The organism is Hahella sp. CCB-MM4 (genome assembly GCF_002260525.1).
GTDB lineage: Bacteria > Pseudomonadota > Gammaproteobacteria > Pseudomonadales > Oleiphilaceae > Hahella.
In genome coordinates, this window is the sequence record NZ_MRYI01000008.1 from 85157 (window position 1) to 99906 (window position 14750).

The 14750-nt window shown below is 50.6% G+C and carries 15 protein-coding genes; 10 read left to right on the forward strand and 5 right to left on the reverse strand.

All coding sequences use genetic code 11. The features are described from left to right. Nucleotides 1–2: 2 nt before the first annotated feature. Together rsxA and metG are read right to left on the reverse strand one after the other, a co-directional pair. The gene (gene rsxA, locus BTA51_RS15225) at nucleotides 3–584 is read right to left on the reverse strand and encodes an electron transport complex subunit RsxA (protein WP_094708680.1); all 582 of its coding nucleotides are present in this window, start codon (nucleotides 582–584) and stop codon (nucleotides 3–5) included. A 193-nt stretch (nucleotides 585–777) separates the two neighbouring features. Beyond that, nucleotides 778–2802 (reverse strand): methionine--tRNA ligase, encoded by a 2025-nt coding sequence (gene metG / locus BTA51_RS15230; RefSeq protein ID WP_094708682.1) that lies wholly within the window; start codon nucleotides 2800–2802, stop codon nucleotides 778–780. Between the two features lie 270 nt (nucleotides 2803–3072). On the opposite strand from metG, the gene apbC reads away from it, so the two are divergent. The 5 genes from apbC (at nucleotide 3073) to BTA51_RS15255 (ending at nucleotide 7989) form a co-directional block, all read left to right on the forward strand. Continuing rightward, nucleotides 3073–4170: an iron-sulfur cluster carrier protein ApbC gene (apbC, locus tag BTA51_RS15235; RefSeq protein ID WP_094708907.1), complete on the forward strand. Its 1098-nt coding sequence runs from the start codon at nucleotides 3073–3075 to the stop codon at nucleotides 4168–4170. A 301-nt stretch (nucleotides 4171–4471) separates the two neighbouring features. After that, nucleotides 4472–5041 (forward strand): dCTP deaminase, encoded by a 570-nt coding sequence (gene dcd, locus BTA51_RS15240; protein ID WP_094708684.1) that lies wholly within the window; start codon nucleotides 4472–4474, stop codon nucleotides 5039–5041. A 63-nt stretch (nucleotides 5042–5104) separates the two neighbouring features. After that, nucleotides 5105–5728 carry a class II aldolase/adducin family protein gene (locus tag BTA51_RS15245; protein ID WP_094708686.1) on the forward strand — a complete coding sequence of 208 codons (624 nt, stop codon included), beginning with the start codon at nucleotides 5105–5107 and terminating at the stop codon, nucleotides 5726–5728. Nucleotides 5729–5881: 153 nt separating this feature from the next. Continuing rightward, the gene (locus BTA51_RS15250) at nucleotides 5882–6490 is read left to right on the forward strand and encodes a DUF416 family protein (RefSeq protein ID WP_094708688.1); all 609 of its coding nucleotides are present in this window, start codon (nucleotides 5882–5884) and stop codon (nucleotides 6488–6490) included. Between the two features lie 245 nt (nucleotides 6491–6735). Then, complete coding sequence (locus BTA51_RS15255; RefSeq protein ID WP_094708690.1) at nucleotides 6736–7989, forward strand: valine--pyruvate transaminase; 1254 nt, start codon at nucleotides 6736–6738, stop codon at nucleotides 7987–7989. 42 nt (nucleotides 7990–8031) lie between these two features. Here the strand turns inward: BTA51_RS15255 and purN are convergent, their stop codons facing one another. Both purN and purM read right to left on the reverse strand, forming a co-directional pair. Further along, entirely contained in the window at nucleotides 8032–8703 is a 672-nt protein-coding gene (purN, locus tag BTA51_RS15260) for a phosphoribosylglycinamide formyltransferase (RefSeq protein WP_094708692.1), read from the reverse strand. After that, nucleotides 8703–9761 carry a phosphoribosylformylglycinamidine cyclo-ligase gene (gene purM, locus BTA51_RS15265; protein ID WP_094708694.1) on the reverse strand — a complete coding sequence of 353 codons (1059 nt, stop codon included), beginning with the start codon at nucleotides 9759–9761 and terminating at the stop codon, nucleotides 8703–8705. Before purM ends, purN begins: the two co-directional genes overlap by 1 nt. Before the next feature lie 320 nt (nucleotides 9762–10081). On the opposite strand from purM, the gene BTA51_RS15270 reads away from it, so the two are divergent. The 5 genes from BTA51_RS15270 (at nucleotide 10082) to BTA51_RS15290 (ending at nucleotide 14134) form a co-directional block, all read left to right on the forward strand. Next, the gene (locus BTA51_RS15270) at nucleotides 10082–11239 is read left to right on the forward strand and encodes a DUF2066 domain-containing protein (protein ID WP_141215609.1); all 1158 of its coding nucleotides are present in this window, start codon (nucleotides 10082–10084) and stop codon (nucleotides 11237–11239) included. Between the two features lie 220 nt (nucleotides 11240–11459). Beyond that, nucleotides 11460–12041: a CDP-alcohol phosphatidyltransferase family protein gene (locus BTA51_RS15275; RefSeq protein WP_246841050.1), complete on the forward strand. Its 582-nt coding sequence runs from the start codon at nucleotides 11460–11462 to the stop codon at nucleotides 12039–12041. Between the two features lie 26 nt (nucleotides 12042–12067). After that, nucleotides 12068–12778 (forward strand): DnaA regulatory inactivator Hda, encoded by a 711-nt coding sequence (gene hda / locus BTA51_RS15280; RefSeq protein ID WP_094708698.1) that lies wholly within the window; start codon nucleotides 12068–12070, stop codon nucleotides 12776–12778. A 223-nt stretch (nucleotides 12779–13001) separates the two neighbouring features. After that, a complete protein-coding gene (locus BTA51_RS15285; RefSeq protein WP_094708700.1) occupies nucleotides 13002–13793 on the forward strand; it encodes a ParA family protein in 792 nt (263 codons plus the stop codon). 2 nt (nucleotides 13794–13795) lie between these two features. Further along, a complete protein-coding gene (locus BTA51_RS15290) occupies nucleotides 13796–14134 on the forward strand; it encodes a YqcC family protein (RefSeq protein ID WP_246841051.1) in 339 nt (112 codons plus the stop codon). Here BTA51_RS15290 and BTA51_RS15295 read toward each other — a convergent pair. Then, nucleotides 14115–14690: a uracil-DNA glycosylase family protein gene (locus tag BTA51_RS15295; RefSeq protein WP_371333189.1), complete on the reverse strand. Its 576-nt coding sequence runs from the start codon at nucleotides 14688–14690 to the stop codon at nucleotides 14115–14117. The genes BTA51_RS15290 and BTA51_RS15295 overlap by 20 nt on opposite strands. Nucleotides 14691–14750 lie beyond the last annotated feature (60 nt).

Genomic DNA, 14750 nt, shown 5'->3' on the forward strand with positions numbered 1-14750 from the left:
CCTCAAATATTAACCAGTCCGGTGAAGCCCAGGAACGCCAGGGACATCAAACCAGCGGTAATCATGCCGATGGCGCTGCCCTTGAACGGGACCGGGACATCGGCAACGACAATGCGTTCCCGCATGGCGGAGAAAAGTACCAGTACCAGGGAGAATCCAACCGCTGCACCGAATCCATACAGGATGGATTCCATAAATCCGTTTTGTTTTTTGGTGTTTAACAGGGCAACACCCAGCACTGCACAATTAGTGGTGATGAGTGGCAGAAATATCCCCAATACCCGGTATAGCAGCGGGCTGGTTTTGTGAACCACCATTTCGGTAAATTGGACCACCACGGCGATAACAAGAATAAACGTGATGGTTTTCAGATAGTCGAGACCCAGCGGGACCAGCAGGTATTCGTAGGCCAGATAGCTGCACAATGAGGAGAGCGTCAATACAAAGGTGGTCGCCAGGGACATGCCCATGGCAGTCTCCAGTTTGTTGGAAACGCCCATAAACGGACAAAGTCCAAGAAATTGGACGAGCACAAAGTTGTTTACCAGAATGGTGCTGACGAGAATCAGCAAATACTCGGTCATGGGCAAATGGCTCTCATGTTGGACAGCAATTGTGATCGAATACCAGGCTAAAATAGCTTCCCAGAATTAGTGGGGCGCGTATTATAGCGTAAAAGTCTAGCCATTGGCTTGTATGTAATTGTCAGTTTTGGCAGGTCAGAGGTGATATAAATCAAAATGGGGCGAAGCGACTTCGCCCCATTGGCTGTTTAAGTTACATAACTCGCATTCCTGGCTGCGCGCCACTATCCGGTTGTAGCAACCAGATATCCTTTCCGCCGGGGCCTGCTGCCAGGACCATGCCTTCCGACATGCCAAATTTCATTTTACGTGGTTTCAGATTGGCGACCATGACAGTTAATCGGCCAATCAGGTCATCAGGCGCATAGGCGGATTTGATGCCGGCAAACACCTGTTTTTGTTGCTCGCCCAGATCCAGAGTCAGTCTGAGCAGTTTGTCAGCGCCTTCCACATGCTCTGCATTGACAATTTTGGCAATCCGGAGATCTACCTTGGCAAAATCGTCATATTCGATTTCCGCCGGCGTCTCAGGCTTTTGAGGCGCTTTTTTGGCATCTTTCTTTGCCGGGGCCGGAGCTTCCTTGGAGTCCTCAACCATGGCATTCACGGCTTTCGGGTCAACGCGGGTCAGCATGGCTTTAAACTTGTTCACAGCATGATCCGTCAGAGGTGTCGGTGCCGCCTTCCAATGTAGATTGACGTTCAGATACTCTTCGGCTTTCTTGGCCATTTCCGGAACCACTGGTGCCAGATAGGTCATCAGGATATAGAACATGTTGATGCCGTTGGAGCAGACATCAATGACTTCCTGTTCCTTGCCTTCTTCTTTCGCAAGTTTCCAGGGTTCCTTCTCTGCGATGTAGCCGTTGGCAATATCCGCCAGGGCCATAATGTCCCTGATTGCCCGGCCAAACTCACGCTTTTCATAGGCGTCAGCAATGGCGTCGGATTTTTCAGTAAATTGTGCCAGTAACTCAGGCTCGGTAACGCTGGCGGAAAGCTTGCCGCCGGCTTTATTGATGAATCCGGCACACCGGCTGGCAATGTTGACCAGCTTGTTCACCAGGTCAGCATTGACCCTGGCAGTGAAGTCCTGCAGGTTGAGGTCCAGATCGTCTACATTGGCATTCAGCTTGGCTGCGTAGTAATAACGCAGGTATTCCGGATCCAGATGCTTGAGGTAGGTGCTGGCCATGATGAAAGTGCCACGGGATTTGGACATCTTAGTGCCATCCACTGTGACATAGCCATGAGCCCAGACGGCAGTCGGAGTACGGAAATCCGAGGCACTCAGCATGGACGGCCAGAACAGGGCGTGGAAGTTGATGATGTCTTTGCCGATAAAGTGGTACAGCTCGGCATCCGAACCGGGTTTCCAGTATTCATCGAAATCCAGGTCATCGCGGCGCGAACAGAGATTCTTGAAGCTGGCCATGTAGCCGATAGGGGCATCCAGCCAGACATAGAAATACTTGCCGGGGGCGTCGGGAATCTCAAAACCGAAATATGGCGCGTCACGGGAGATATCCCACTCCTGCAGTTCCGCATCCAGCCATTCTGCCAGTTTGTTGGCCACCTGAGGTTGCAGGGTGCCGCTACGGGTCCAGCTCTTCAGGAATTCCTGGAACTCCGGGAGTTTGAAGAAATAGTGGGTGGACTCTTTAGTAATAGGAGTGGCGCCGGAAATCGCCGAGCGCGGGTTGATCAGTTCCGCCGGTGTATAGGTCGCACCGCAGGCTTCGCAGTTGTCGCCATACTGGTCGTCGGTTTTACACTTGGGACAGGTGCCCTTGATGAAGCGATCAGCCAGGAATAATTCTTTCTCTGGATCATAAGCCTGGGTGATTTCGCGGGTGGCGATGTGGCCTTTATCCCGCAGCGCCTGGTAAATCAGTTCAGAGAGTTCACGGTTTTCTTCTGAATGAGTCGAGTAATAGTTGTCAAACTCAATCAGGAAGTCTGCGAAGTCCCGGCGATGGTCTTCGTTCACCTGGTCGATCAGTTGTTCGGAAGTCATGCCCATTTGCTCAGCTTTCAGCATGATTGCAGTGCCGTGTGCATCATCGGCACAGACATAGGTGCATTTATGCCCCCTGGCTTTCTGGAAACGTACCCAGATATCGGTCTGGATGTATTCCAGCAAGTGACCCAGGTGAATAGGGCCATTGGCGTAGGGAAGCGCGCTGGTGACAAGAATCTTTCTTTGCTGAGCGGACATATTACCTTTCCGTTAATAGAGTGGAATGGAGAGTCGCTTTTGCGAAGACCTTCCACTCATAAGTCTCTTTAAACCAAATATTCCATCCGCATTGTTTCGCGAATGGGGCGCTATGATAGCGCTATGCAGGTGAATTTTCATCCGTCATCCGCAGCCACTTGCGACAGTTAACCGCAATCTGGAAATACCATACTGAATTGGTATAGTATTCGGCTCAACCGAATGATTATCAGGTTTCCCGGAATGTGGGGAGCCACACTGGAGATGTCAATGACCGCCATTAACCGAGCTGATGTGGAAAATGCGATTCGAGGTTACCAGGATCCCTACCTTAAAGCGGATTTGTTTGCGATTGGAGCTGTAAAATCCCTTGAGGTAGAGGGTGATAAAGTCTCGCTTAAGGTGGAGCTTGGTTATCCTGCAGCTGGAATTGCGGGCGGCCTCAAGCAGATCGTGGCTACGGCGATTGAGAATTGTGATGGCGTTGAGTCTGCGGAAGTTGAAGTAAACTGGAAGATCGCTCCCCATCAAGCGCAAAAGAATCTTCCGGCAGTGGCCAACGTGAAAAATATTGTGGTCGTCGCGTCCGGCAAAGGCGGTGTCGGTAAATCCACGACGGCAGTGAATCTGGCTCTTGCATTGCAGAAAGAAGGTGCGAAGGTCGGGATTCTTGATGCTGATATCTATGGCCCCAGCCAGGGAATGATGCTCGGTGTGCCCGAGGGAACCCGGCCGGAAGTGAAGGATAATCAGTATTTTATTCCGGTTAAAGCGCATGGCATCCAGGTGATGTCCATGGCCTTTCTGGTGACGGATAAAACGCCGATGGTATGGCGCGGTCCCATGGTCAGCGGCGCGCTGCAGCAATTGTTAACCCAGAGTCTTTGGGATGAGCTGGATTACCTGATCATTGATATGCCTCCCGGTACCGGTGATATCCAGCTGACGCTGGCACAGAAAGTCCCTGTCACCGGGGCTGTGATTGTCACCACGCCACAGGATATCGCATTGCTGGATTGTAAAAAGGGCATCGAAATGTTCCGTAAAGTGGATATTCCGGTATTAGGTGTCGTGGAAAATATGAGTATCCATATTTGCAGCAATTGCGGGCATCATGAGCCGTTATTCGGTGCCGGTGGGGGCGAGAGAGTTTCAGAAGAGTATGATACCGAGCTGCTTGGGCAGTTGCCGTTACATATGACAATCAGAGAACAGACGGACTCGGGCGAGCCTACGGTCGCTGCGGAACCAGACTCCGAAGTCGGCTTGATCTATCGTGATATTGCCCGAAAGCTGGGGGCCGGCCTTTCTTTGAGAGCTAAAGACCAATCACAGTTGTTCCCTGAAATTATTGTGAAAGCTGATTGAGTTGGCTGGCTGTATAGCTTAGAAGCCTGTAGTAAGGATTTTCCGTAGTTTTTCATGTCGGTTAATCCTTATCAGAGCCTGTCTCTCCAGATGCAGGGGAGGCTTAGAGGTGTGCTTGTCTGTACACAGCGACCTATTAGCGCCTAACTGAAGCCCGGCTCTACTTGGTTATACCTCACACTTCCAGTATCATGCGCGGCAGATTAGCAGGCTCCTAAGGTCTGCCTTCCAGATTGAAATTTCTAATAGATTGACTTGAAATTTCTAATAGCCAGATTGACAGCGTAACGCGAGTACCGACATGACGATTAAATCAGACAAGTGGATTCGGAGAATGTCCCAGGAACATGGCATGATCGAGCCATTTCAGGACGGACAAGTGAGAGAATCAGCAGAAAAGGGCAAGCTGATTTCCTATGGTAACTCCAGCTATGGTTACGATGTCCGCTGCAGCAATGAGTTCAAAATCTTTACCAATGTGCACTCTGCGACGGTTGACCCTAAAGCTTTTGATTCAAAGAGTTTTGTCGATTTCGTTGGAGATGTTTGTATTATCCCTCCGAACTCCTTTGCTCTGGCCCGTACGGTTGAGTATTTCCGAATTCCCCGCAACGTCCTGACCATTTGTCTTGGTAAGTCTACTTACGCCCGTTGCGGAATTATCGTCAATGTCACTCCTCTGGAACCTGAGTGGGAAGGGCATGTGACACTGGAATTCTCCAATACCACCAATCTCCCGGCCAAAATATACGCCAATGAAGGCGTTGCACAGATGCTGTTCTTTGAGTCGGATGAACCCTGTGAAGTCAGCTATAAGGACCGTGGCGGTAAGTATCTTGGGCAAACCGGAGTGACATTGCCCAAGGCTTAACAACCCTCAAATTGGAAGCAAAGGCGTGTAGTGTCTGTTGCTGGTGCATGTAGGGAGTCTCTAATGGAAGCCGAAGGTGTTATCAAGTTCGATCTTGATCATCAATGGAAGACCCTGCCTGAACGTATCGACATTTCTGAACTTGAGCGGGCACGCGCGCTGTTAATGCAGCGCGGCCTGATTGGCCGGGATCCCAAGAGGTACGGTGGATTGGGGTTTGGAAATCTGAGTCAGAGGTGCGAAGGAAACCAATTTATCGTATCCGGCAGTCAGACCGGCGGTTTGCCCACGTTGGATTTGCACCACTACGCGCTGATAACGGACGCTGATCTGATTGCCAATAAGATATGCTCCCAGGGCGACATCAAGCCCTCATCAGAATCCACTACTCATGCCTTGCTTTATCAGTTAAGTCGGGAGATTGGTGCCGTCATTCATGTTCATTCACCTGATATCTGGAATCATTACGATAAGCTGGGAATGCTCTCTACACCCCGTGATGCGCCCTATGGAAGTGAGCGTCTCGTCCAGGCCGTCAGTGATTTGTGGCAAAATAGGGATCTTCTGTCCCATGGAATATTTGTGATGTTGGGTCATCAGGACGGTGTCATTGCCTTTCACCGGACCGTTCAAGGGGCTTTGAGCCGTGTCCTGGCATTGCATGATCAAAGCCTTCGGTTGGAATAGTCTCCTGAAATAATTTGGCTCATAGAAGGCCCATTTTTCCACTGGAGCATTCATAATATTGCACAAAGACAAAGCGCTATTTGACTTCTCACGGTATACACAAGCTCTTACGGTATGGCGCAAGCTATCAATATATGACAAAAAGGAGGCCAGGTGGCGTCAATAAAGCACTTCAAACAACTGGAACAGCTCAAGGGGTGGCGCCAACAAGTGTTTGTGGCGGCTCTCGCAGAACGGGCGTTACCTAACCTGGTGTTCTTTGCCGACCTGCTGCAAGTCGATCTGAAGGTGTTTCCCGAGAGGGTGGTCGAAGCCATTTGGCACGGCATAGAAACCCGTGAATCCATCAGTGTTCAACCTCAAATAGAGGCTTTGGAGACCTTGGATGAAGAATTGGGCGGACGCGAAGAATATGGCGCAATGCCGGCGAGGGATGCCATTGAGCAAATTCTGAATGCGTTGGAATCCCTGGTGATTTCAACATCCGATATGGCAAGAAAGGCTGCGGAAGCCAGCTTGCAGACGGTGGCCTCTTTTGTTGAGTTCAGTGAGGGGGATGGTCTGGAGGAGCATGATCTTGTGATGTTGCTGGAGCGACATCCGCTCACTCGTTCGGAACTGGTCTTTCAACGTGAACTTGTTGAATTATTGAAGAAGGCTGCTGCTCCGACAGCTTCGTTCTTGCGGCAGATCCGTGAGCTGTCGGCCCAGGGGGGCGTCAGCAATATTGGTATTTCTCTATGTGAGGACGAAGAAGAATAATGGGGGTTGCCCGTCAGGAGTTATAAGCCCTGATGAAACGAGGCTCTTGGTTTTTCATACATATGAGCTTTTCATTCACTGCAGCTTTGCATAATTAGTGGCTCTACATAAATAGCTGCTTTGTATAGATAGAGGCTCTGCATAAACAAGAGCCCTTTATAAACGTGAGTCTCTAATAATAAGTAGAATGCCGGAGTGATCCTTCTGCATTCTTTGTGGGTACAGCACGAAAAGAGAGGTTGTCCATGCAGCTTTCCGAATTTGGAACCAAGTTCACCCAGGAGGCGGGAATTAACTCCCTGATGGAAGACCTGGGGAATGCCCTCGCCGACGGTAACATGATCATGATGGGGGGCGGGAATCCAGGACTGGTCCCGGAGGTGCAGGAAATATTTCAGAAAGAGTTGCAGCGTATCACCGAAAATCCTGTGGATTTTCGCCGGCTCACTGGAATTTATGATCCGCCTCAGGGAGAGAAACAATTTATCCAATCTCTGGCAGATCTGTTGTCGCGTGAATATGGCTGGCCGATAGGTCCGGAAAATATTGCCCTCACCAATGGCAGTCAGTCGGCGTTTTTTATCCTGTTTAATTTATTTGCAGGCCGCTATGCCGACGGCACAACCAAAAAAGTGATGTTGCCGATGACACCTGAATACATTGGCTATGCCGATTCCGGGCTCACTCACGATTTTTTTGTGTCGACCCGTCCGACGATTGAAATGTTGGATGAGCACAGATTTAAGTATCACGTGGATTTCGACAATCTGCATATTGATGACAATATCGGTGTGATGTGTGTATCCCGGCCGACTAATCCTACCGGGAATGTGCTGACGGACGATGAGATGACGCATCTCATCCAGTTGGCGAAAAAGCATGATCTGCCATTGATTGTCGATGGGGCGTACGGTCTGCCGTTTCCCGACCTGGTGTTTACAGAGGTTAAACCGGTATGGGATGACCATCTGGTGTTGTGCCTGAGCCTTTCCAAGCTGGGGCTTCCGGCGGTACGAACCGGTATTGTGATTGCCAAGCCTGAAATCATTAAAGCGGTCGCTGGTGTTAATGCCATCATGAATCTGGCGCCAGGAAGCTTCGGTGCGATGCTGGCGAACTCAATGGTAACCAGCGGTGAGATTCTGCGGTTGAGTTCCGAGGTGGTTAAGCCTTTCTATCAGCAGAAAGCAGAGCGTGCCTTCAATACTCTGAGTCAGCATCTTGATGGTTTGCCCTTTGCTCTTCATGAGCCGGAAGGTGCCATGTTTCTGTGGTTATGGCTGCGTGACTTGCCGATTTCCAGTAAAGAGCTTTATCAAAGGCTTAAGCAGCGTGGCGTATTGGTTGTATCCGGACACTATTTCTTCCCGGGCCTTGAAGGAGAGTGGGAGCATACCCGCCAGTGCCTGAGAATCACATACTCTCAGGATGACGCTTTGGTGGAAAAAGGACTTATCCTGATGGCGGATGAAATACGTAAGGTGTATGCCGGTCAATGAGTGAAAGCGGGCTTCATCCATTGAAGCCCTTTCAACCGGAGGTCAAGCCTCGGTATTGGCAAAGGATATGCCGGAAGGTGCGAGCACATTGTTGTCCAGAAGTGCAGCATTATTTTCCATAACTAAACGCCCTTCGCAGAACCAGCGAACGGCTTCCGGATAGATCAAATGCTCCTGTAGCTGCACTCTGGCAGCCAGGACTTCAGGAGTGTCTCCCGGCAGGATGGGAACTTCGGCCTGTAGAATATTGGGTCCTCCGTCCAGCTCCTCGGTGACAAAATGAACCGTGACGCCATGTTTCTGGTCGCCAGCCTCCAGGGCCCGTCGATGCGTATGCAATCCCTGGTATTTGGGAAGTAATGACGGATGTATATTCAACATCCGTCCATGGTAGTGCCTGACGAATTCCGGGGTCAGGATACGCATGAAGCCTGCGAGCACCACGAGATCGGGTTGATGTTCATCGATGCGGGCTTGCAGGGCCTGGTCAAAAGTCTCCCGGGAATCAAATTCCTTGTGATCCAGGGTGATCGCAGGAATGCTGGCCTTCGTTGCTCGTTCCAGCCCAAACACATCCGGTCTGTTGCTGATCACGGAGACAATCGTGCCAGGGAGTATGCCCCGAGCCTGTGCATCGATTAGTGCCTGTAAATTGCTCCCGTTTCCGGAAATGAGAACGACAATTCGGCAGGACGTGTGGTTAGATTCCGCCATTATTGGGGAAGCCCCTGTAATTCCACTAATGGGGTTTCAGCATCGTGTTCAGCAATGTAGCCGATTTCAAATACTTCTTCTCCGGCATTGCGGAGAATATCCATCGCTTGGTCTTTGCTGTCAGCGGGGACCACCAGGGCCATACCGATACCACAGTTGAATGTGCGATACATTTCAGTCCAGTCCACATTGCCTTCTTTCTGCAGCCACTGGAACAGGGGAGACAGAGTGTAGCTGTCCAGATTGATAACTGCTTTGGAATGTTGAGGAAGAACCCTGGGGATATTTTCCAGGAAACCGCCGCCGGTAATGTGGGACAGGGCATGAACCGGAGTTTGCTTGATCAGCTCCAGTAAAGGTTTGACGTAAATTCGGGTCGGCTTGAGTAAAGCTTCGCCCAGTGTGCCCCCGTCAAATTCGATGGAAAGATCTGCCTGGCTGACTTCAATAATCTTGCGAACCAGAGAGTAGCCATTAGAGTGGACGCCGGAAGAGCTTAATCCCAGGATGACGTCGCCGGGTTTTACCAGTTGCCCGTCAATAATTCTGGATTTCTCCACAATCCCTACACAGAAACCTGCCAGGTCGTAGTCTTCACCCTCATACATTCCAGGCATCTCTGCAGTTTCACCCCCGATCAGGGAGCAGCCGGCCTGAAGACATCCTTTGCCGATACCTTCGACGACGGTAGAGGCGATATCGACTGAGAGTTTACCCGTGGCGTAGTAATCGAGGAAGAACAACGGCTCTGCTCCCTGGACGATCAAGTCGTTCACGCACATGGCTACCAGATCGATCCCGATGGAATCGTGCATGCCGAGCTGCATTGCCAGTCTCAACTTGGTTCCTACGCCGTCAGTGCCGGAGACCAATACAGGCTCCTGGTATCCTTTTGGAATTTCGAACAGGGCACCAAATCCTCCCAGGCCGGCCAGTACTTCCGGACGACGGGTGGCTTGTGCCGCACCTTTGATACGCTCGACCAGTGCATTACCTGCATCAATATCAACGCCGGCATCACGGTAACTGAGGGAGGGTTTATCTGTCGGTGCAGTCATGAGGATTTATGCTCTCTGTAGGTTAACTGGTTTCATCCCGAACTGTACTAGATAGGCTAAATCAGGATGAGCACTTGGAAGGTCGCGTATTTTAGCAATTGAAGCAGTGGAGCACTAGGGCCTGTTGATGTTTCAGCGATACCTGCCCGCCAGAATGATGAATATGCCTGCTCTGCAGGGGGACTGAAACTAAAACCGCTTTAATAGTGGCTCGATGGGAAATAGTGTATCCTTCCCCGCATTTGCTGAATTCCGGGGCAGGACCGCATTGATATGACTGGATTTAATCTGCCGCCGGGCATCCCTGATGAGTAGTGATATTGGACGCAAAAGTGATTTTTCTGTTTACCCAAATGCTTTCAGTGCGCATTAAAAATACTCACTCTGGCCTGAAACAGTCCCGTAAAGGGATGTGGGGCTTGGTGATGACCTTGATGTTGAGCGCTTGTTTGCTGCAATCGAATGCCTATGCGGTAACCGTTCGTGGTCTGTATGAGGCGGAAATCCCGGTGGCGGACCAGGCTGCTGACTCCCGACGGCAGGCGACAAAGCTGGCGCTCGAGCAGGTGGTGGATCGTATTACAGGAACACCTTATTGGAGAGACGTATATTCTCCGGAAGACCTTGCCACAAACAGTCAGCGTTTGCTGGAACAGTACAGTTATGATCGCAGCGCTGATCCCTCAGCGCAGTTGCCTTGGGTCTTCAAGGCAAAGTTTGCCGGTAGTGCGCTAGCCCAGTTGCTTGCTCAGCAGGGACTCCCTGTGTGGGGGCAAAGCAGACCTCAGACTCTGTTTTGGATTGCTCTTGATAACCAGGGAAGCCGGGATGTTCTGGCTGAATATCAGGAAAGCCCGATGGTTGGCTATCTTCAATCCGCTGCCCGTCATTGGGGGTTGCCGATGCTGCTTCCGTTGATGGATCTGGAGGATTCCTCCGCGCTGAATGTCTCAGATCTGTGGGGATTCTTTGCCAGCCCGATAGAGACGGCATCTGTTCGCTATGGTAGCGATGCTATCGTTATGGCCCGGGTATATCAGGACAACGCCGGTCGGTGGACTGGGTTGTGGCAATTGCGGGTCAATGGCCAGCAATTGAGTCAGGGAGAATTGGAAGCTCCCAGCCAGGATGAGTGGGCTCAACAGTTAATGGCTGCCGTCGCATCATCCCAGGCGAAGAAATATGCCATCACGCTGGATGAGAATTCGGCCAATCTGGTTAAGCTTCAGGTCACCAATGTCAGAAATTTCCGGGACTATGTTGATGTTTCACGTATGTTGCAGAAGCTTGCGCCGGTAAAGCGGGTGGAGCCATTTTATATGGATCGTGATGTGGTCAGGTTCCAGCTGTCCCTGAATACGGCACCAGAGCAACTGGAAGAACACATCGCGTTGCAGGAAAAGCTGCATCCGATATTGGGTGATGGGAATCCTGAGGAAATCGGCTATTGGCTATACTATCAATGGGGTGACCAATAGAATGGCGGTCATTGATCGCTGATCGGCTGAAAATCATCTGGTGGTCTTGTATCTGTATATTGCCTGAGTGATTGGTCGGCTGCCTGAAGTTACAATGCGGAGTATTTTGCATGAGCCGTGGTAGCTGTGGGATGTGTTGGCTGAGTATTCAGATTATTGGGTGTGGCAGTTGAATAGACAACAGCGGTCAGTCATTACGACTGTGCCGGGTACCAGCTGAGTGGAGCAGGAATCGTTGCGTATTTCCTGGAGGCAATTGCCCAATGCCATTACATTACTGCGTATTTTCCTGGTGGCGCCGATAGTATTCTGCCTCGCGAGGGAATGGTATCGGGATGCTCTGTGGCTGTTTTTGGTCGCGGGACTTTCCGATGGGCTTGATGGGTTCCTGGCAAGAACTTTTCACTGGGCCAGCCGGTTCGGGGCGATTACCGATCCGTTGGCGGATAAGGTGTTGCTGGTATCTGTGTTTGTTGTGTTGACGATCAATGGATTGCTTCCCCTGTGGCTGACAATTCTTGTATTTGCCCGGGATTTGATTATTGTGGCGGGTGCCCTGACATATCACATGCTGGTAGGTAGCTATTCGATACGGCCCAGCGTGTGGGGGAAATTAAGCACCTTTGCACAGATTACTTACGTGTTGGTAGTGGTTCTGTACTATGCCGGACTACCCATGCCTCTTCTGGCTGTCGAGCAGGGGGTATGGATTGTCGCAGCAACAAGCCTGATCAGTGGAGCGCATTATGTGACTGTTTGGGGGCGAAAGTACTGGCTTGAACGCTCAGGGACAACTACCTGAGGCTTTTTGATTCTGTTGAAAACCGCATGTCGAATAACTCTAAAAATCACTCTCTGACTCAGCTTGCGCTGAATCTTTCCTCCAATCCTTCGGCTGAACTGGAAAATTTTGTTGAGCCGGATGGAGGCCAGACCGTTACGACGATTCGTAATTTCCTGTCGTCCCCAGACGAAACCATACTCTTTATTGCCGGCGAAAGTTCTACGGGCAAAAGCCATTTGCTGTTGGCATCCAGTCAGTTATATGACTCTGGAGAAGCATTCTATTTGCCCTTTGGGGAGCTTCTGGCAATGGACCCGGCTGTTCTGGAAGGACTCGAGTATTGCCAGCTGTTGTGCCTTGACGATATTGATAAGGTAGCGGGTCACTCCGAGTGGGAGGAGGCCTTGTTTCACCTGTTCAATCGATGCCAGCAGCAAAAATGCCAGTGGATTGCCTGTGCGCTGCAGACCCCGGCAAACTTACCCTGGCAACTGCCGGATTTGAAGTCTCGCTTGGGATGGGGGGTGACGATCAGGTTGCCTGCTTTAGACGAGCAACTGCGCCTGCAAGTGCTGGAGCAGCAGGCACAGCATTTTGGATTTTTCCTGTCGGATGAGGTCAAACAGTTCATCATCCGGCGTGCGCCAAGGGATTTGGGGTCATTAACAACATTGTTGAAGCAGATAGATCGAGCCTCATTGGAAGAAAAACGAGCTATCACCGTTCCCTTTGTGAAATCGATTACCGGTTGGTAAAGGCTTTACCGGGTTATCTGATGCAGGTGTGGTTGTGGGATAGAAAGGTTGTGGGATAGAAAGATAGAGGGATAGCTCTGGAATATCGGCGTAATTCTGGAATTATGCTGGTAGATGGGTTACAACTTTGTTGCTTTCAAAAAACCATCACACAGGCACTCGCGGCATCATAATATTCAGTATAACCGTGTGACGCGTGCCAATCAGGACATCCGGGGGAAACATGCGAAGAGTCATTTTCAATCAGAAAGGCGGGGTTGGAAAATCCAGTATTACCTGTAATCTTGCTGCCATTAGTGCAGAGCAGGGATCCAAAACGCTGGTTGTTGATCTCGATCCACAGGGAAACTCAAGTCTCTATCTGCTGGGAAAGAATCCAGTTGAGCTCAAAGATACGGTGGCTGATTTTTTTGAGCAGTCCGTCGCCTTCAATATCTTCAACAAAAAAATCGATGACTTTGTCCACGCCACACGCTTTCCTGGCTTGTTTATCATGCCGGCAAGCCCTGAACTCGACTTCCTGGAGCGTAAGCTGGAAGCGAAGCACAAGATCTATAAGTTAAGGGATGCCCTGGCGAAGTTGGGGGAAAGTTTTGACCGGATATTTATTGATACAGCACCAGCCCTGAACTTCTACACCCGATCGGCTCTCATTGCCGCGCAGCGATGCCTTATACCATTTGATTGCGATGATTTTTCCCGCCAGGCGTTATATACGATTCTTGGGGAAATTCAGGATCTTCAGGAGGACCACAATCAGGATCTTCAGATTGAGGGGATTATTGCCAATCAGTTCCAGCCCCGTGCGTCCCTGCCAAGAAAGATTATCGGAGACCTGACCGATGAAGGGTTGCCGGTGCTGCCTGTCCAGTTAAATTCGTCGGTCAAGATGAAAGAATCCCACCAGGCCCATGAACCTTTGATATATATGGCACCCAAGCATCCGTTGACGCAACAGTTTGTGAGCCTGTATCAAGTGTTGCAGGGCGAAAATGTCACTACGGAGGTTTCGTAACGTTGTCAAATACCAGAGTGCTAACCGAGTTGGCAGATGTTCTTCTGGAAATGGAAGCTGAACTGAGGCGGCTGGATATGTGGAGTAGTCAGCCACCTTCCCCTGAAGCCTTGGCTAGTCAGCAGCCTTTTTGTATTGATACCCTGGAGTTTCATGAGTGGTTGCAGTTTATACTGATTTCCCGCATGAAAGTCATCATAGAAGCTGATGCCCCATTACCTCAGGCCAGTGGCATATTGCCCATGGCAGAAGAACGCTATAAACAGGAGCTTGAGCAAGTGGACGCTTTACTGGATGTAATCAGGCGCTTTGATGATTTGATCATGGAATATCACGGCTAGAGCCCGGATGAAGCAGTTCGTGGACAAACTCCCGAACTGCTGGAACCACCTCGTCTTCAAACCAGGGGCGCTGCTTGAGCCATAAAGTGTTTCTGGGAGAGGGGTGAGGAAGTGGGATCAGGTGTGGAAACCATTGTTTCCAGTTTCTGACGTTGTCTGAGAGCGATTTACCCGGGGTCGGCAAGTAGGCATTTTGGGCGTATTGTCCGATGAGTAATGTGGTCTTAATCTCCGGCATTAGTTGCAAGGCCCTGTCGTGCCAGGCCTCCCGGCATTCCCGTCTTGGCGGCAGGTCGCCACTTTTTCCTTTCCCCGGATAACAATAGCCCATGGGCATAATGGCGACCTTGCTGGTGTCATAGAAAACCTCATCATCCATGCCCAGCCAGGAACGTAGCCGCACACCGCTGGGGTCATTCCACGGAATTCCGGTAGCGTGAACCCGGGTGCCGGGAGCTTGGCCAATCACCAATAGGCGGGCGCTTGTAGATAGTCTTAACACAGGGTTCGGCTGTAAGTGATCTTCACAGATCCGGCAATCCTGTATTTCAGTCATGAGCAGGTCTAGTAGTTCTATGGTTTGTGTCATCTGGTCTGGCTAAAGAGGTTCGTGTGT